Origin of the sequence: Streptomyces sp. NPDC048516 (assembly GCF_043199875.1) — a bacterium.
Classification (GTDB): Bacteria; Actinomycetota; Actinomycetes; order Streptomycetales; family Streptomycetaceae; genus Streptomyces.
Map to the genome: position 1 here is coordinate 15,206 of NZ_JBICWS010000014.1, position 16,969 is coordinate 32,174.

Annotated in this window: 16 protein-coding genes; 10 read left to right on the top strand and 6 right to left on the bottom strand. The window is 73.9% G+C overall.

What is annotated here, in order from left to right:
- The first annotated feature begins 5 nt into the window (after positions 1-5).
- From ACGFR7_RS25580 to ACGFR7_RS25590, 3 genes are all read left to right on the top strand, one after another.
- A complete protein-coding gene (locus tag ACGFR7_RS25580; RefSeq protein WP_393323598.1) occupies positions 6-2,420 on the top strand; it encodes an HAD-IC family P-type ATPase in 2,415 nt (804 codons plus the stop codon).
- Positions 2,421-2,496: 76 nt separating this feature from the next.
- The gene (locus ACGFR7_RS25585) at positions 2,497-2,700 is read left to right on the top strand and encodes a hypothetical protein (protein ID WP_393323600.1); all 204 of its coding nucleotides are present in this window, start codon (positions 2,497-2,499) and stop codon (positions 2,698-2,700) included.
- 220 nt (positions 2,701-2,920) lie between these two features.
- A complete protein-coding gene (locus ACGFR7_RS25590) occupies positions 2,921-3,103 on the top strand; it encodes a hypothetical protein (protein WP_393323603.1) in 183 nt (60 codons plus the stop codon).
- A 39-nt stretch (positions 3,104-3,142) separates the two neighbouring features.
- Here the strand turns inward: ACGFR7_RS25590 and ACGFR7_RS25595 are convergent, their stop codons facing one another.
- Positions 3,143-3,508: a hypothetical protein gene (locus ACGFR7_RS25595; protein WP_393323605.1), complete on the bottom strand. Its 366-nt coding sequence runs from the start codon at positions 3,506-3,508 to the stop codon at positions 3,143-3,145.
- 162 nt (positions 3,509-3,670) lie between these two features.
- On the opposite strand from ACGFR7_RS25595, the gene ACGFR7_RS25600 reads away from it, so the two are divergent.
- Together ACGFR7_RS25600 and ACGFR7_RS25605 are read left to right on the top strand one after the other, a co-directional pair.
- Complete coding sequence (locus ACGFR7_RS25600; protein ID WP_393323607.1) at positions 3,671-4,510, top strand: Scr1 family TA system antitoxin-like transcriptional regulator; 840 nt, start codon at positions 3,671-3,673, stop codon at positions 4,508-4,510.
- Positions 4,494-4,709, top strand: a complete 216-nt coding sequence (locus ACGFR7_RS25605; protein ID WP_393323609.1) for a DUF397 domain-containing protein — start codon at positions 4,494-4,496, stop codon at positions 4,707-4,709. The genes ACGFR7_RS25600 and ACGFR7_RS25605 overlap by 17 nt, the downstream gene beginning before the upstream one ends.
- A 90-nt stretch (positions 4,710-4,799) precedes the next feature.
- Here the strand turns inward: ACGFR7_RS25605 and ACGFR7_RS25610 are convergent, their stop codons facing one another.
- Together ACGFR7_RS25610 and ACGFR7_RS25615 are read right to left on the bottom strand one after the other, a co-directional pair.
- Positions 4,800-8,006, bottom strand: a complete 3,207-nt coding sequence (locus tag ACGFR7_RS25610; RefSeq protein WP_393324099.1) for a sacsin N-terminal ATP-binding-like domain-containing protein — start codon at positions 8,004-8,006, stop codon at positions 4,800-4,802.
- 821 nt (positions 8,007-8,827) lie between these two features.
- Positions 8,828-9,733, bottom strand: a complete 906-nt coding sequence (locus tag ACGFR7_RS25615; RefSeq protein WP_393323611.1) for a DUF3027 domain-containing protein — start codon at positions 9,731-9,733, stop codon at positions 8,828-8,830.
- A gap of 319 nt (positions 9,734-10,052) precedes the next feature.
- Here ACGFR7_RS25615 and ACGFR7_RS25620 point away from each other — a divergent pair, with 319 nt between their 5' ends.
- The 4 genes from ACGFR7_RS25620 to ACGFR7_RS25635 all read left to right on the top strand — a co-directional run bounded on the left by ACGFR7_RS25620 (position 10,053) and on the right by ACGFR7_RS25635 (position 13,776).
- The gene (locus tag ACGFR7_RS25620; RefSeq protein WP_393323614.1) at positions 10,053-11,555 is read left to right on the top strand and encodes an MFS transporter; all 1,503 of its coding nucleotides are present in this window, start codon (positions 10,053-10,055) and stop codon (positions 11,553-11,555) included.
- A 70-nt stretch (positions 11,556-11,625) separates the two neighbouring features.
- Entirely contained in the window at positions 11,626-12,129 is a 504-nt protein-coding gene (locus ACGFR7_RS25625) for a hypothetical protein (protein ID WP_393323616.1), read from the top strand.
- Positions 12,130-12,146: 17 nt separating this feature from the next.
- Positions 12,147-12,914: a futalosine hydrolase gene (locus ACGFR7_RS25630; RefSeq protein ID WP_393323619.1), complete on the top strand. Its 768-nt coding sequence runs from the start codon at positions 12,147-12,149 to the stop codon at positions 12,912-12,914.
- 10 nt (positions 12,915-12,924) lie between these two features.
- Positions 12,925-13,776: a 1,4-dihydroxy-6-naphthoate synthase gene (locus ACGFR7_RS25635; RefSeq protein ID WP_393323621.1), complete on the top strand. Its 852-nt coding sequence runs from the start codon at positions 12,925-12,927 to the stop codon at positions 13,774-13,776.
- Between the two features lie 49 nt (positions 13,777-13,825).
- On the opposite strand, the gene ACGFR7_RS25640 is transcribed toward ACGFR7_RS25635, so the two are convergent.
- Positions 13,826-14,209, bottom strand: coding sequence for a cold-shock protein (locus tag ACGFR7_RS25640; RefSeq protein WP_018089689.1), 384 nt, complete (start codon positions 14,207-14,209; stop codon positions 13,826-13,828).
- Positions 14,210-14,444: 235 nt separating this feature from the next.
- On the opposite strand from ACGFR7_RS25640, the gene ACGFR7_RS25645 reads away from it, so the two are divergent.
- Positions 14,445-14,705 carry a hypothetical protein gene (locus ACGFR7_RS25645; RefSeq protein WP_393323624.1) on the top strand — a complete coding sequence of 87 codons (261 nt, stop codon included), beginning with the start codon at positions 14,445-14,447 and terminating at the stop codon, positions 14,703-14,705.
- Here the strand turns inward: ACGFR7_RS25645 and ACGFR7_RS25650 are convergent.
- Both ACGFR7_RS25650 and ACGFR7_RS25655 read right to left on the bottom strand, forming a co-directional pair.
- Positions 14,660-15,307, bottom strand: a complete 648-nt coding sequence (locus ACGFR7_RS25650) for an HAD family hydrolase (RefSeq protein ID WP_393323627.1) — start codon at positions 15,305-15,307, stop codon at positions 14,660-14,662. The genes ACGFR7_RS25645 and ACGFR7_RS25650 overlap by 46 nt on opposite strands.
- Before the next feature lie 121 nt (positions 15,308-15,428).
- A complete protein-coding gene (locus ACGFR7_RS25655) occupies positions 15,429-16,685 on the bottom strand; it encodes a hypothetical protein (protein WP_393323630.1) in 1,257 nt (418 codons plus the stop codon).
- Positions 16,686-16,969 lie beyond the last annotated feature (284 nt).

Consider the following 16,969-nt stretch of genomic DNA (forward strand, 5'->3'; position numbering starts at 1 on the left):
AGGGCATGACGGAGCGGGCGAGCGCCGGACCCGAGCACTCCGGACCGGGCCGCGCGCCGGCCCGGCGGACCGCTCAGGCACCGTTCGACCCCGGACTGACCGCCGCCGAGGTCGCGGAGCGGGTCGCCCGGGGTGAGGTCAACGACGTCCCCGTACGGTCCTCCCGCTCGGCCGCCGAGATCGTCCGCGCCAACGTCTTCACCCGCTTCAACGCCATCATCGGCGTGCTCTTCGTGATCATCCTGATCGTCGGCCCGATCCAGGACGGCCTGTTCGGCTTCGTCATCGTCGCCAACACCGGCATCGGCATCATCCAGGAACTGCGTGCCAAGAGGACCCTGGACAGCCTGGCGGTCATCGGCGAGGCGCGGCCGACCGTCCGGCGCGACGGGATCGCCACCGAGATCCCCACCTCCGCGGTGGTCCTCGACGACGTCATCGAACTGGGGCCCGGCGACAAGGTCATCGTCGACGGCGAGGTGTGGGAGAGCGACGGCCTGGAGATCGACGAGTCGCTGCTGACCGGCGAGGCCGATCCGGTCCTCAAGAAGCCCGGCGACCCGGCGAAGTCCGGCAGCTTCGTCGTCGCGGGCAGCGGCGCCTTCACCGCCACCAAGGTCGGGCGGCAGGCGTACGCGGCCCGGCTCGCGGAGGAGGCCAGCCGCTTCACCCTGGTCCACTCCGAACTGCGCAGCGGCATCAGCCGGATCCTCAAGTACGTGACCTGGATGATGATCCCGACCGCGATCGGCCTCATCCTCAGCCATCTGCTCACCCTCGGCCTGCCGGGCGACGCGGCCATCCGCCGGATGGTCGCCGGCATCGTGCCGATGATCCCCGAGGGCCTGGTGCTGCTCACCTCCGTCGCCTTCGCGATCGGTGTCATCCGGCTCGGCCGCAAGAAGTGCCTGGTCCAGGAGCTGCCCGCGATCGAGGGGCTGGCCCGGGTCGATGTGGTGTGCCTGGACAAGACGGGCACGCTGACCGAGGGCGGGATGGACGTCCACGGGCTGCGGTCCCTCGACGGCGACGAGCCGCACGTCGAGAAGGTGCTGGGCGCACTGGGTGAATGCGATCCACGGCCCAATGCCTCCCTCCAGGCGATCATCGAGGCGTATCCGGCGGACGCCGCCTGGCGCTGCACCAGGGCGCTGCCGTTCTCCTCCGCCCGCAAATACAGCGGCGCCGCCCTCAACGGCCCGGACGGCGAGAGCAGCACCTGGCTGCTCGGCGCCCCGGACGTGCTGCTGCCGCCCGGCGACCAGCACCTCACCGAGACCGACGGCCTCAACGCCCAGGGCCTGCGCGTCCTGCTGCTGGCCCGCGCCGCACGGGAGCTGGACGACCCCGAGGTCACCCGGGGCCTGCGGCCCGCCGCGCTGGTCATCCTGGAGCAGCGGCTGCGCCCGGACGCCCCCGACACCCTGCGCTACTTCGCGGGGCAGGGCGTCGCGGCCAAGGTGATCTCCGGCGACAACGCGGTGTCGGTGGGCGCGGTGGCCGGCAAACTGGGGCTGCCGGGCGCGGGCGGAGCGGTGGACGCGCGCGAACTGCCCGGCGACCGCGACGCCATGGCGGCCGCGGTCGAAAGGTCCGCGGTCTTCGGCCGGGTCACCCCGCAGCAGAAGCGTGAGCTGGTCGCCGCCCTGCAGGTGCGCGGTCACACCGTCGCGATGACCGGCGACGGCGTCAATGACGTCCTCGCCCTCAAGGACGCCGACATCGGCGTCGCCATGGGCTCCGGCTCCGAGGCCACCCGCGCCGTCGCCCAGATCGTCCTGCTCGACAACAGCTTCGCCGCGCTCCCCTCGGTCGTCGCCGAGGGCCGCCGGGTGATCGGCAACATCACCCGCGTCGCCACCCTCTTCCTCACCAAGACCGTCTACTCCGTCCTGCTGGCGATCCTGGTGGCCTGCTGCCAGATTCCCTACCCGTACCTGCCGCGGCACCTGACCCTGCTCTCCACCCTGACCATCGGCATCCCGGCGTTCTTCCTCGCCCTGGCCCCCAACAAGGAGCGCGCCCAGCCGCACTTCGTCCGCCGGGTGATGCGCTACGCCGTGCCCTCCGGCCTGATCACCGGCCTCGCCGCCTTCACCACCTACCTGCTCGCCCGCGCCTACTACACCGGCCCGGGCTCCCTGTCCGCCGAGACCAGCGCGGCCACCCTGACGCTCTTCCTCGCCGCGATGTGGGTACTGGCGATCATCGCCCGCCCCTACACCTGGTGGCGGATCGGCCTGGTCCTGGCGATGGGCCTGGCCTTCCTCGCGGTCCTCGCCACCCCCTGGCTGCAGAGGTTCTTCGACCTGCGCCTGGTCGGCACGACGATGCCGTGGACGGCCGTCGCCCTCGCGGTGGTGGCGGCGGTGCTGCTGGAGATCACCTGGCGGCGGGTGGGCCGGCGCTTCCCGGCGTGACGAACGGGCGGGCGCGCCACCTGACACCGTGGGCCCGTCGCTTCAGCCCGCCCCGCCTCCCCTAGAGTCCATGTCCATGACATTCGCCCCGGGGCCCCGCACCTTCGACATCCTGGCCCGCTCGCACCACAGCATCAGCCACTACACCAGCCATTACGGCGGCCACTACAGCAACCACTCCCCCGGCGTCTCGTTCGGCGGCGCGTGGTGGATGATCCCGCTCGGCACCGTGCTCGGGGTCGCCTGGGTGTTCGTGAAGCGGCGGTTCCGCTCCGGGTGACCGAGCACCACGGCGCCTCGCCCGCGGACGGAACGACGGTGGCGGACGGCGCGGCGGCCTGGACGGCGAAGCCCGGCGAGGGCCTCACCCGTCCGGGCCGGCCGTCGCCGCGACCGGCCCCAGGAGGCACACGCACCCCTGCCCCGCGCGGCGCGAAGGGCCGAAGAGAACCTGCCCGGCCGATACCCCGGGCGCCGCAGCCGTACTACGCTCCGGCCTCATGACACTCCACGGGGACCTGGCGTACAAGGCGCTGGCGAGCTCGCATCGCCACTACCACCACACCGGCAGCCACTACGGCGGCACCGGCGACGGCACCCTCGACTGGTGGGTGTGGCCGCTCCTCGCCCTCTCCGCGATCGTCGTCATCTGGAGCCTGGTCAACAGATTCCGCTCGAACTGAGCAGACGCCGCGGGCGGGGGCCGGGCCCCCGAAGACGGCCTAGCCCTCACCTTCGCCGAGGCCCGTATCCGGCACGGGGAGCCGCGCACCCCGGCTCTCCGCGATGCGCCGTACGTCCCGCAGCGCGTCGGTCAAGCCGCGGGCGAGGAAGCGCAGTTCCGGGGGCGTGACCCGCTGGCAGGCGAGCATGTCCTCCGCATGCCCGAGGAGCCCGTCCGCCATGTCGAGCTGCATGCACTCGACACTGTCGGCGATACGGGAGACGTACCCCGTGCCGTCGCCCATCAGATAGCAGGGGTTGCCGTCCGCGTTCGCCCAGGGCAGCAGGCGTGCGGAGCCGGAATGTCCGGCCGCGTCGCCGTCTCCGGGCGAACGCTCGAAATACTTCGCGATAGCGTGATGCATGTCGTCGACCTCATGGGGCTGATGACCACACCCCCGGACCGTTGCCGCGGTCGCGGGGGCCTTCCGTCCTTACTCAGCATTGCCGAAGAAATACGCTGGGCGCACGCCGCAGGTGTCACCAAAGTCCATACGTGGACAGCGAGTTGAAGGTGTGTTCGAGCAATGGAGCTGAACAACGAGGACGACGGCAGGGCCACCCCGCGCACGGTGCTGGGACGGCGCCTGCGCCGCCTCAGGGAGTCGGCCGGCCTGTCCCAACGAGCCCTCGCCGACAAGGTCGGTTACCCGCACACGTACCTCAGCCGGGTGGAACGGGGCGAGCAGTTGCCGTCGGAAGCACTCGCCGAGGCCCTGGACGCGCATTTCGCCACGGACGGCCTCTTCGTCGAGTTGCTTTCCCTGGCACAGGACGCCTCGATTCCCGATTACGGCCGGGTCGTTGTCGACGGCGAGAGCAAGGCGGCCCGTATTCAGGTATTCGGCAGCAGCCTGATCCCGGGACTTCTGCAGACCGAGGGCTATGCCCACGCGCTCTTCCGCGAGTCGCTTCCCGGTGAATCCGAGGAACGCATAAACGAGCGGGTCGCCACGCGAATGCGCCGCAAGCGGGTCTTCGAGAAGGAGCAAGCACCCTATTACTGGGCAATCATGGATGAAGCAGCGTTAAGGCGCCCCATCGGGGGCTCGGCATGTATGAGCGATCAACTCCGCCATGTACTCGCGGCAGTTGCGTCGTCCCAGGTCGCGGCTCAGGTGCTGCCCTTCGCACAGGGAGAGCACCCCATGCTGGGTGGCAGCCTGAGCCTGCTCACCCTCCCCAACGGGGCCACGATCGGATACGTCGAGAGCTTCTTTTCCGGGGAGTCGGTGGAGTCACCGGCAAAGGTTCTTGAGCTCACGCACATGTTTGACGTCGCTCGCTCCAAGGCACTTCCGGAGCGGGAATCTCTCGACCTGATTCGCGGATACCTGAGAAAGTACGAGGATGAAGACGATTCCTGACGCGTCCACTCTGACCCGCTGGCGCAAGTCCAGCTACAGCAACGGCCAGGGAGCCGAGTGCATCGAGATCGCCGACGGCCACCCGGGCGCCGTCCCCGTCCGTGACTCCAAGAACCCGCACGGGCCCGCCTGCGTCTTTCCCGAGGCGGGCTGGTCGTCCTTCGTCGATGCCGTCAAGCGTGGCGAGTTCGCCCACTGATCCACCAACCGAACCGGCGCAGCACGCACCACGGATCACGTCCGGGCGGCCCCCGTCACACCCGCCGCGACGGGGGCCGGCCCAGGACGGTCAGTCGAACCACCGCGCCCGCGCCAGCTCCTCGCCCCGCTCCGGGTCCTCCAGGAGAGCGGCGACCTCGAAGCGGCGCGGCCACTGGCCCGCCGCCCAGGCCAGGCCCGCCGCCACACCCTCCAGGGTCGCGGCGTGCACGGTGCCGTCCGGGGTCCGGCGCCAGTCCAGCTCGGTGGGGCCGTCGGGACCGTCGACCAGCAACTCCTCGTGTTCCACGTACGCCGCGGGGGTGGTGGCGCCGAGCAGTACGCGGACGGCGTCCGGCACCTCGTGGCGTACGCCCGCGGAGCGGACCTCGGCGCCGACCGCCTCGCTCAGCCGCGTGACCTGCAGCAGCTCCGCCAGCTCGGCGGCGCGGGCGGGGCGCACCGGCAGCAGCGCGCGGCCGGCCGCCAGCGGCACCAGGTCCGGTGCGTCGGCGACCACCGCGTGCGCCGCGTCCACGACCCGCACCTCTTCGTCGCGCACGGCCCGCAGCTCGTCGGGCAGCGTCACCTGTTCGGGGTCCAGGTCCGCCAGCAGGCCGTAGATCGCGTGGAGTTGGGCGGCACCGACGGGCAGCTCCGGGTCCGCCAGGCGGGTCAGCAGCTCCGCCGCGCCGCCCGGCTCGTCCAGGAGCGCGGCGACGGACGTGCGCACGCCGAGCGCCCGCAGCACCTGCGCATCGACCTCGCCCGCGTCCGCGGACTCGTACAGACCGGCCAGCAGCGGATCGCCGCCCGCCGAACGCAGGCCGGCGGGGCGGCGGCCGTCGAGGACCGGGTGCCCGCGCAGCCACCAGGCGGTGTACGGGCGGACGGATTCGGTGGTGCCGTCGGGGAGCAGCACCCGCACCGGTGCGGTCAGGGCGTCGCGCAGCGGCGGGCGGGAGAGCATGGCCAGCACGTCCGGCCAGGCGTCGTCGTCGACCAGGTCGAGGTCGCGCACCGCCACGAGTTCGGTCACCACCGGGGGTACGGGGGTCTCCGGCAGGGCGTCGAGGATGTCCTCGCACCACACGTCGACCGCGTCCAGCAGCCCGACGTCATCCGGCTCGGCGAAGTCCCCTTCCCGGGGCTCCAATTCGTCCGGATCGAGTACGACATCGGTGGCCCGGACGAGCGCGAAGTCGGCCATGACGCCCACGGCCGTCAGCGGCTGCTCACCCCAGCGTTCGGCCAACTCACCCTCACAGGCGGCGAGTTCACCCTCCCGGATGACCCGCTCGAAGGCGCTGCCCGGGTACACCAGCTCACCCGCGGGCGCCAGCTCGCCGTCCTCGTCGGGCAGGGCCAGCGCCCCGAGCCAGGCCTCGTCGCCCGGTGCGAGGTTGGCGTCCCTGACCAGCCCGAGCACGGTCTCCGCCAGCTCCTCGGCGCCCAGCGGGGCTCCAGGACCGCCCCCGATCTCGTCGGCGAAGACGTCGTAGGCGTCCTCGTCCGCGTCCAGCGAGTTCGCCACGGCCGCGCGCACCTGGGGCGTGGTCAGTACGGCGCGCGGGGCGGCAGGGGTGGCGCCCAGCTTCTCCAGCAGCGGGTGCACCGCGTCGGGGTGGGCGACCTTCAGTCCGAGCCGCGCCAGCGTACGGTGCCGGGCCGCGGCGTCCTCGTCACCGCCGCCGGGCAGCGGCAGCAGCACCTGACGCGGCCCGATCGTGGTCCGTACGCCGCCGCCCCCGCCGGGCCCCCGGCCCGCGGTGCCCGCCAGCGGGACCGGCAGCCCGCTGAGCCGGTCCGGGTCGGTGCCGGCCAGCGCGTCATAGAGCCGCCACCACCAGCCGGGCGAGCGTTCGACGCCGGCCAGCCGGTCCACCATCTCGCCGAGCCCCACCCGGGCCACACCCAGCGCCCGCAGCTCCGGACGGCGTTCGAGGCCGGCCGGCAGCAGGCTCGGGAACAGTTCGGCCAGGACGCCGACCGTCGCCGCGCCCGCGCCCTCCACCAGCTCGGCGTCCACCGGGCGCAGGACGAAGCGGTCCACCCCGCCGTCGTCCTCGTCCCACTCGCCCGCCGCCGGCGCCCCCGGCTCGGCGGGCCGGCCACCGGGCGCGGCCGCGCTCGGCAGGAACCGCACCCGCGGCAGCAGCTCCAGCGCCCGCCGGCGCAGCTCACCGTCCAGGCCGCCCTTGCCCAGCGGCCCGGGCACCAGGTCGAGCGTGCCGACGGACACCGGCTGCCAGTCGCCCAGCAGCGCCGCGTAGGTCGCGGCCGCCCGCTCCACCAGGAAGTCCGCCAGCGGGCCCGGCGCGACATGCCGCCGGGTCGGCTCCAGCGGGAAGGAGGCGATCAGCAGCGCGGGCAGCCCCAGGGGCTCGTCCGTGGGCGTCGGCGCATGCACCACCGCCGCGGTTCCCGGCTGCGCCGGTGCGCCCTCGCCGTCCACCGGCACCGCCCAGGTCACCGACCAGGCCGGCCGCAGCCGCTCCTCGACCGGCCGGTCCGCCAGCAGTGCCGGGTCCAGCGGACCGCCGTCGCTCGCCACCCGCCAGCGGGTGGCACCGCGCTCGCTGTCCTCGATCAGGACGTAGGGACCGTCCAGGCTCCGCCTCAACTCCCGTACGTGCTCCGGGGTCTCGATCACGACCTCGGACAGCCCCGGCAGGGTCAGCAGCAGCGCCGCGTCGACCGCGTCCAGCAGCCGCTCGGCGAGATCCTGCGCCGCGACGTCCCGCAGCGGCAGCACGACGGCCGTGTCGTACCCCTCGGGCGCCCCGCCCTCCGCGGGCAGCGGCAGCCGCAGCAGCGGTACATGGCCGTCGCGCCGGCGCAACTCACCGCCCAGACCGGGGCTGTGCGCCGCGACCTCCTCCGCCATCGCCCGCGCCTCGGCCAGCGACCAGCGGACGCCGCCGGTGCGGCCCACCAGCGCCGGCTCATCGCTCACGGACAGCACCGCGGCGAAGCCCACGCCGAAGCGGCCGACCGCCCCGGCCGCCACGCTGGGCTCCCGCTTCGCGGAGGCCCGCAGCGTCGACAGCGACTCGACACCGGTGGCGTCCAGGGGGGCGCCGGTGTTGGACGCGACCAGTACGGCGGGCGCTTCACCGTTCGCCGGGTGCAGGGTCAGCCGCAGCCGGCCGGGGACGCCGGCCCGGGCCGCCGCATCGGCCGCGTTCTGCGCCAGCTCCACGGCGAGCCGGTCGCGGTAGCCGCCGAGCGCCAGGTCCTCCTCGGCGTTGGCATCCTCCCGGAACCGGGCCGGCGAGGTGGCCCAGGCATCCAGCACGCCACGCCGCAGCCGCGCCGTCCCGAACGGGTCTCCGGCTGCGCCTCGCACCAACGACGTAGCTGTCACTGTCCGTCTCCCTAAAGCGTGTGTCGGTGGGCCGACGGTATCGCCCCACGTATGCGGGTGCCCCGCCGTGTCTGCGCCCGCCCCCGGCGGGGGGGTGTCCGCCTTCGGCGGGAGGGGGTGTTCGGGCGGGGCCCGGGCTGGGTGGTGGGTGCCGGGTCCGGGGCCTCCGGGGTGGGTTGTCGGACTGCTTCGCTTTACGTCCGACAACCCACCCCTCCGGCCCCCCCCCCCCCCCCCCGGGGGGGGGGGCCCCCCCCGCGGCGGGGGGGGGGGGGGGGGGGGGGGGGGGGGGGGGGCGGGGGTGGGGGGGTGGGGCGGCGGGGTCCTCCCCCCCCCCCCCCCCCCACCCCTCCGGCCCCGCCCCCTCCCGCCGTTTGTGGGGCCCCGCCCCGGTGGGGGAGCAGGGAAAGACACCAGCCCCAAGCATCAGCTACGCCACGGCGCCGGCGAGCTTCTGGTCTTTGGAATCCTTCACCCCCGCCGGGCGGGGGTCGCCATCCTGGCGGGAGGGGGTGGGCCGGAGGGGCCTGTGTTGTGGACGTAAAGCGAAGCAGTCCACAACACAGGCCCCGGAGGCCCGCCACCGTCACCCACCACACAGCAAACGCGGCCCCCGCCCCACCACCACCCCACCCGCCGGAGGCGAAAGACGAGAGGCGACACGGCGCCGCAGAAATCAACGTGGGGCGGGAGGCCCAGCGCGCCAGCGCAGCAGCGCACCAACGCGCCAGCGCGCCAGCGCACCAGCGCGCCTAGCTGTGGCCGAGCTCCTCGGCCGGTCCGGTCTCCTCGACCGACCCCCCGTCCCGCTCGGGACGAAGCGACAACGGCTCGACAACCGTCTCGTCAATAACCGGCGCGGCCGGCCGCGGCGGTTTCGGCATCACGGCAGCCTCGGAGTGCGCTCCGCACCCGTACGCGAGGGAGACGACCCGGCCGTCCGCCGGGGAGAACTCATTGGCGCAGACGCCGAAGGCCTGGCCCAGGGAGCCGGGGAGCAGGGTGAGGAAGCCGCAGGTCACGCAGGTGGCGGGGGCCGCCTGGGCCATCGGGGCCTTGGCTCCGAAGGCCTCTTCCCAGCGGTCGGCGGCAGTGTGCAGGCCGTAGCGGGAGAGCACCCGGGCGCGGCGCATGCCCAGCTCCTCGGCGACCGCGGCGATGCTGCCGCGCTCGGGGGCGGGCTGGATCGCGGGCGAGCCGGGGACGACGTCCGCTTCCTCGGCATCGGCGACCTCGGCCGCCATGCCCTCGGCGAGGGGGGAATTCGGCGGCGGGGCGTCCTCACCGGTGTAACCGGGCTCCAGGCGCAGGTCGTCGGCCTCGGTGGGCAGCAGGTCGCCGGGTCCCATGTCGCCGGGGCGCAGCCGCTCGCTCCACGGCACCCACTCCGGTGCGAGCAGCGCGTCGGGGCCGGGCAGCAGGGCCGCCTCGTCGAGCGTGACGAGCTTGGCGCGGGAGGCCCTGGCGACCGTCACGGCCCAGCGCCAGCCGCGGTAGCCGGGCTCATTGCAGGCGAAGAGGTGGGTGACGACGCGGTCTCCGTCGGCCACCGCATCGATGTGCTCGCCGACCATGCCGGGCAGTGCGGCTTCCTCCGCCGCCTCCCGCGCAAGGTCGACCGCCTCGGCGCACAGGCGGTCAGGGGTACGGCTTCGCATCGCAGCACTCACAAGAATCGATTCTCTCTTCTACGCCGTCTCACGAGTGCGCCAGCCGGAGCTGTCCTTGTCCTGTCCGGACGACCGGCGGTACCGGGGCGGGCGGAGCGGACCAGGGGACCGCGTCGACGTCCGCGCCCGGTCGTTTCGGTCGAGCGCACCTCTTGCATCCCATTCTGCGGGATCGCGCGGAGGCACGCGGCCAAGAACGACCGCCGGTGGCGCGCTACACACGCTACCCCTTCAACGGTGTACGACCCCTCGGTGGGAGGGCAAATGTCAGCGCCGGCGACCACGGGCCGCTGCGCCTCGCGCGCCAATGCGGAGAAAGTGCCCTCTCCTGGGCGAGTTGGGGCACTATGACCAGGTGGCTGCCGCAAGGGCGTCGAAGGTGTCGAGGGTGTCCAGGACCTCAGGGAAGTCGTCACAGGTGTCGCGCGCCTCGACCCGGGGCGGGTACGGGGCCGGACGGGCCCGCCGGGCGGGCCGGGTGCTGGGGCGCGCGCTGCGCAGACCCGTCACCGGCGCGGCGCGGGGGCTGCGGCGTGCCACGCATGCGCACGGCGCGGGCGAATCGGGTCTGGGCAAGCTGATCGAACTGCACGCGGTGAACTCCGCGGGCGACGTAATGATCACCATCGCGCTGGCCTCGACGGTGTTCTTCGCGGTGCCGACGGATCAGGCGCGGGGCCGGGTGGCGCTGTATCTGGCCGTGACGATGGCCCCGTTCGCCCTGCTCGCGCCGGTGGTCGGGCCCCTGCTGGACCGGGTGCCGCACGGCCGCAGGGCGGCGATGGCGGGCGCGATGCTGGCGCGGGCGCTGCTGGCGCTGACGATGTCGGGCGCGGTGGCGACCGGCGGACTGCAGCTGTACCCGGCGGCGCTGGGGGTGCTGGTCGCGTCGAAGGCCTACGGCGTGGTCCGCAGCGCGGTGGTGCCGCGGCTGCTGCCCCCGCGGATCTCGCTGGTCAAGGCCAATTCACGGGTGACGCTCGCGGGGCTGCTGGCAACCGGGGTGGCGGCGCCGATGGGGGCCGGGCTGCAACTGCTCGGGCCCGGCTGGCCGCTGTACGGGGCATGTGCCGTCTTCGCCGCCGGGACGGTCCTGTCGTTCTCCCTGCCGCACAAGGTCGACTCGGCGAAGGGCGAGGTCCGGGCCCGGCTGGCGTCCAGAGAGGCATCGGCGCGGCAGGCGGGGGGCGAGAGGCGGAAGCCGGGGCTGCGTACGGTCGGCCCGTCGGTGCTGCACGGCCTGCAGGCCAATGCCGCGCTGCGGGCGCTCTCCGGTTTCCTGACGTTCTTCCTGGCCTTCATGCTGCGCGAGCATCCGCTGGGCGGGCTGGGCGCGGCGGCCTCGCTGGGGCTGGTGGTGGTGGCGGCCGGTACCGGAAACGCGCTGGGGACGGCGGTCGGCGCCTGGCTCAAGGCCCGCGGTCCCGAGCCGATCGTCGCGGCGATGCTGGGGGTGGCGCTGTGCGCGACGGTGCTCGCCGCGGTGTTCTACCCGGTGCTGGCGGTGGTCGTGGTCCCTGCCGCGGCGGCCGTCGCGGGGCTGTGCCAGGCGCTGGCGAAGCTGTCGCTGGACGCGATGATCCAGCGCGATGTGCCGGAGGGGGTGCGCACCTCCGCGTTCGCCCGGTCCGAGACGGCGCTGCAGATGTCCTGGGTGGTGGGCGGCGCGATCGGGATCTCGCTGCCGCTGATCGGCCCGCTGGGGATGGCGGTGGCCGCGGCGCTGGTGGCGCTGGGCGTGGTGCTGGCCGTACGGGGACTGCTGAGCGCGGCCCGGCGGGGCGGTACGCCGGCCCCCCGGGTGGCCTGAGATCCGAAGGGCAACGCGGCACGCCGTACCCGGGCGTGGCGTGAGCTGGGGCGCCAGATAGCCTGCCCGTATGACCGCTGCGTTGATCTCCTGGGGCAAGGGCCGCCGTGCCGCTGCCGCCATCGGTGCCGTGTCCCTGGGTCTCCTCACCCTCTCCGCCTGCGAGAAGCCGACGTCGCTCGCGACCGTGTCCGTCGGTTCGACGACGGTGCAGGCCGAGGCCACCCCCGGCTGCGACGGCGAGGGCAAGGTCCTCTCCAAGAAGGCCGTTGCCGCCTGCATCACCAAGAAGGGCGGCAAGACGATCACCGTCCACCCCGGTGAGAAGGTGCGCGTCGGCGTCGACCCCGAGGTCGCCAAGTCCGGCTGGATCGTCATCGGTGCCGGCCCCGTCATGCGCGCCCCCAGCAAGCAGACGTACCGCAGCTTCGACGCGGACACCCTCTTCATGCAGCAGAACCCGCAGACCGGCCAGACCTCCTACAGCAAGGACGTCACCCTCCAGGTCGCGGAGCTGGGCGGCAGCGACGGCCCCAAGACCCTGTGGCACTTCACGCTGAAGCAGAAGGACTAGGGCGGGAGGGCCGTTCGATGCGGGTCCTGGTCGTCACGGCGGTGGCCGCCGAACGCGACGCGGTGGCCGCCGCGGCAGGGCCCTGCGACGAGACGGCGCTGCCCGGCGGGTACGCGCTGCGACGCGCGGCGGCTACGCCGGTGGCAGGGGCGGCTTCGCCGGTGGCGCTCGACGTGCTGGCCGCCGGTGTCGGCCCGGCCGCCGCGGCCGCCGGTACGGCCACGGCGCTGACCGCCGCCGCGCTCGCCACGGCGCCGTACGACCTGGTCGTCTCGGCCGGTATCGGCGGCGGCTTCGCCGCGTCCGGCGCAGCCCTGGGCTCCGTGGTGGTCGCGGACGCGATCGTCGCGGCCGATCTGGGCGCCGAGACCGCCGACGGCTTCCTCCCGGTCACCGACCTCGGCTTCGGGACGGTGGCGCACCGCCCCGACCCGGCGCTGGTCACGGCCGTCGCCGCGGCGGCCGGTGCGGCATCCGGCACCGTCGTGACCGTCTCCACGGTCACCGGCAGCGCGGCCCGCGCCGCCGAGCTGGCGGAGCGTCACCCCGGGGTGCTGGCCGAGGCGATGGAGGGCTTCGGGGTCGCCGAGGCGGCCGCCGCACACGGGGTGCCGGTGCTGGAGGTCCGTACGGTCTCCAACGCCGTCGGCCCGCGCGACCGCGCCGCCTGGCGCATCGGCCCCGCGCTCACCGCCCTGACCGGTGCCTTCCGTACGCTTCCCGGAGCCCTGACGGCCGCCACCGCACCGGCTCCGGCGCCCGCTCCGGATCCCCACCATCCCTGAGGAGGCCCCCGTGACCCGGCCGCTGAACATCGCGTACTCGCCGTGCCCGAACGACACCTTCGTCTTCGACGCGCTGGCGCACGGCCGGGTCGCGGACGCGCCGGAGCTGGCGGTCACCTTCGCCGATATCGACATCACCAACGGCATGGCCGAGCGCGGTGAGTTCGATGTGCTGAAGGTGTCGTACGCGGTGCTGCCGTGGGTGCTCGACGACTATGCGCTGCTGCCCTGCGGCGGGGCGCTGGGGCGCGGCTGCGGGCCGCTGGTACTGACCAGGGAGCAGGGGCCGGCCGCGGATCTGGCGGGCAAGACGGTCGCGGTGCCCAGCGAGCGCTCCACCGCGTATCTGCTGTTCCGGCTGTGGGCGGCGGCCGAGGTACCGGGCGGCGTCGGGGAGATCGTGGTGCTGCCGTTCCACGAGATCATGCCGGCCGTGCGCGACGGCAAGGTCGACGCGGGTCTGGTCATTCACGAGGCGCGCTTCACGTACCAGAACTACGGCCTGGTCCGGCTCGCCGACATGGGCGAGCACTGGGAGCTCACCACCGGGCTGCCGATCCCGCTCGGCGCGATCATCGCCAAGCGGTCGCTGGGCGGGCAGGCGTTGCGCGAGCTCGCGGCGGCGGTCCGCAGCTCCGTGCTGATGGCCTGGGACGACCCCGAGGCCTCCCGGCCGTACGTCCTGGAGCATGCCCAGGAGATGGATCCGAAGGTCGCCGACCAGCACATCGGGCTGTACGTCAACGAATTCACCGCCGACCTCGGCGAGGACGGCTATGCCGCGGTGCGCGGACTGCTCACCCGCGCCGCGGCCGAGGGGCTGGTTCCGCCCCTCGGCCGCGATGCGTTGCGCTTCGTGTGAGGTGTGCTGCGTGTGACGGCCGGGGTCGGCTGCCCGCGGGCAGGCGTGCTCAGACGTCCAATTGGTCGGCGACGGCGCGCAGCATGCCGGCGATCTTCGCGCCGTGCACCTTGTCCGGGTACCGGCCGCGCTCCAGTTGCTGGGTGACGTTCTCCAGCAGCGTGGTCAGATCCTGGACGATCGAGGCGAGTTCATCGGGCTTGCGGCGCTGCGCCGCGGCCACCGAGGGTGCGGGGTCGAGGAGCGTCACGGTCAGCGCCTGATCGCCGCGCTGGCCCGCGACGACGCCGAATTCGACGCGCTGGCCAGGCTTGAGTGCGGCTACGCCGTCGGGCAGCACCGACGAGTGCACGAAGACGTCACCGCCGTCATCGCGGGAGAGAAAGCCGAAGCCCTTCTCGCTGTTGAACCACTTGACCTTGCCGGTAGGCACGTCTGTCCTCGTCCTCGTACTCGTCGGAAAAAACGGAAATAACTGGGCCGGGTCTACTGCGGAGACTGCGGGGTGGGTGTCCCCCGCTCGAGCGGTGCCGAGAGCGGGGAGGGGCTGGAAAGCAGTGCAGCGGGCCGCAGGACCCGCCATCACCCAGGCTAATGGTCCCAAGGCCGGTGACAAGACGCAGCCGGGTGGATCCTCGGTGCCTCTCGCCCCGACTTACCCTGGTCAGGTGTCTGACGAAACTCCCCAGGCCGGGGATCTACTGGTCCGAATCGGCGCGATCATGTTCCTAGTTGGCGCAGTGGCCACTCTCGCCACCGTGGCGCCGCTGTTCCTGGGGACCGAAACGCTGCCGTCCGTCTTCTACTGGCTGTGCATGCTGATGGGGCTCGGTTTTCTCGTCGCGGCAGCCGGAGTGATCCGTTCCGCCACGGCTCAGCGCCGTCAGGTGGCGGCGCAGTCGCCCCCGTCCGCGCCCTCGGCCACATAGCGCGCCAGCCAGGACGGAAACTCCGTCAGGTCCGCGAGCACCACCTCGGCACCGGCGTCGCGCAACTCCGTGGCGTCGCACGGGCCGGTGGCGACCGCGACGGACAGCGCGCCCGCGGTGTGCGCCCCCACGACGTCGCCGGTGTGATCGCCGACGTAGACCGGCGCGCGGTGCGTGCGCAGCGCCTCGGCCTTGCGCTCGGCCCACAGGGAACCGAACAGGGCGTCCACGTCGAGGCCGAGGTGTTCCAGGTGGAGCTTGGCGTTGGGCTCGTACTTCGCCGTCACCACGATCGCCCGGCCGCCCGCCGAGTGCACCGCCTCGATGGCCTCCCGGGCGCCCGGCAGGGCGGGCGACGCGGCGATCGCGTACTCCGGGTACAGCGCGCGGTAGAGCTCGGCGATCTCCGCCACCCGCGCCGCGGGGAACCACTGGCGGATCTCCTCCTCCAGCGGGGGCCCCAGCCGGCTCACCGCGAGGTCGGCGTCGATCACGGTGCCGGTCCTGGCCGAGAGCTCCTGGTACGCGGCCTTGATGCCCGGGCGGGAGTCGATCAGCGTCATGTCGAGGTCAAAGCCGACCGTCAGAGAGTGCGCAGCCATGCCTGCCATTGTGCCTGCGGGCGCGTTGCGGCCGGAGGGAGGCCCCTGGCTCCTCCGGCCGGGGGCCTGCCGGAGGAATGGGTCCCCGGCCGGAGGGGCAGCCCCCCGTGGTCCCGCCTCCTCAGCGCGGCACCCGCCGCATCCGCCACACCAGGAACAGCGCCGACGCGACCGCCGCCACCCGGACCACTCCCGGCAGCCCGTCGATCATTTCCTGCCCCAGCCGCCCCTGCGCGATCGGCTCGCCCCAGCGCCCGTCGAACCGGCCCCACAGCCACACCACCAGCCCGCCGACGACGGTCCCCGGCACGCCGAGCGCCGCGAACTTGGCCTCCGTCCGGCTCAGCCGCCGCGAGACGTAGGCGAGCCCCCAGCCCCCCGCCAGCGCGAGCCACGACCCCAGCGCCGCACCGGCCACCAGCAGCAGCACGGCCAGCGTCAGCACCGGGCTGAGTGGTGCCCGCGCCGGCACCACCACGGTGTCTTCCCCGGCCCCGGCCCCGGCCGCGGGCGCCGCACCGGGCCGGTCACCGCGCCTCCGGTCGAGCACCCGCCGGACCATCCGCCGCAGCGGACGTTCCCCCGGCGCCGCGCCACCCGCCTCCGCTTCCTCGTCCGCGCCCTGCTGCCCGGCTCCCCCGGCCCCGTCCTTCTTCATCGACACCGAGGACACCGGGTCGTTCTCCGGCCGGTCCCATATCTCCGGGATCTCGATCCCGCCGACGAACCCCGGAACGGTCTCGCCCGGCCCGAACGGCGCCGGCTCCACCCGCCACCAGTCGGGCGCGTCACCGTCGTCGCCCAGCTCGTCCGCGCCGGCCAGATGCGGTGGCAGGCCGACGGACGGCGCGGTCTCCGGCCCGCCGTCGCGCGGGGCGGGCACCGCACCGTACGGACCGTCCTTGCCGTGCGGGGCGTCCTTGCCGTTCCCCGGCGGCTTGCCCGTCAGCCCGCCGCGCCAGGCCAGGCCGGTGAGCTTTTCGCGTGCCGCGCTCCACGGGCGCGGGGGCCCGGCGGGCCGCGACGGGTCCGCGGTCGGCGTCGGGCCGAGGGGCCCGGAAGGGCCGGCTCCCGGGGCGCTCCCGGCCTCCGGTCCCTGCCGCGACTCCGGCCCGCGCCCCGGCTCCGATCCGCCCCAGGACGCGCCCGGCACCCGGTCGTCCGTTCTCCCCGCGGCCGCGACCACCGCCTCCGGCGTCCCCAGCCGCGCCAGCACCCGCTTCACACCGGATACCGAATCGGCTTGCTGTCCGTCTATCTCGGCCCGGAGCCCGGTGACCAGCCGCATCCGCGTGGCGGAGGGCAGTCCCCGCTGCTGGGCCAGGTCACCCACCCGGCTCAGATAGTCATAGACGAGCTGATCGCTCTCGATCCCCACGAAATCCCCTGCGGCGTCCGCTGGTTGCTGCCCCGACGGTACCGCCTCGGCCGCCCGGCGGGCCGGAGGCCGCGGGGGCCGGGGCGAGGTGGCGTACTCGGGACGTGCCGGAGCGGAGTACGCGGGGCGCCGGGGTGGAGTACGCGGCCGGGCGGGTGGCTGTACGCGTGGCGTGGCGGAGCGCTGCAGGCGGGGCGTGGGGGTCCGGAGGCGGGGTGGGCCGGGGTGGCGTACCCCTGGTGTGGCGGCGTTCCGTCGATACCGTGCCGCCGCTCGGTCCCCCG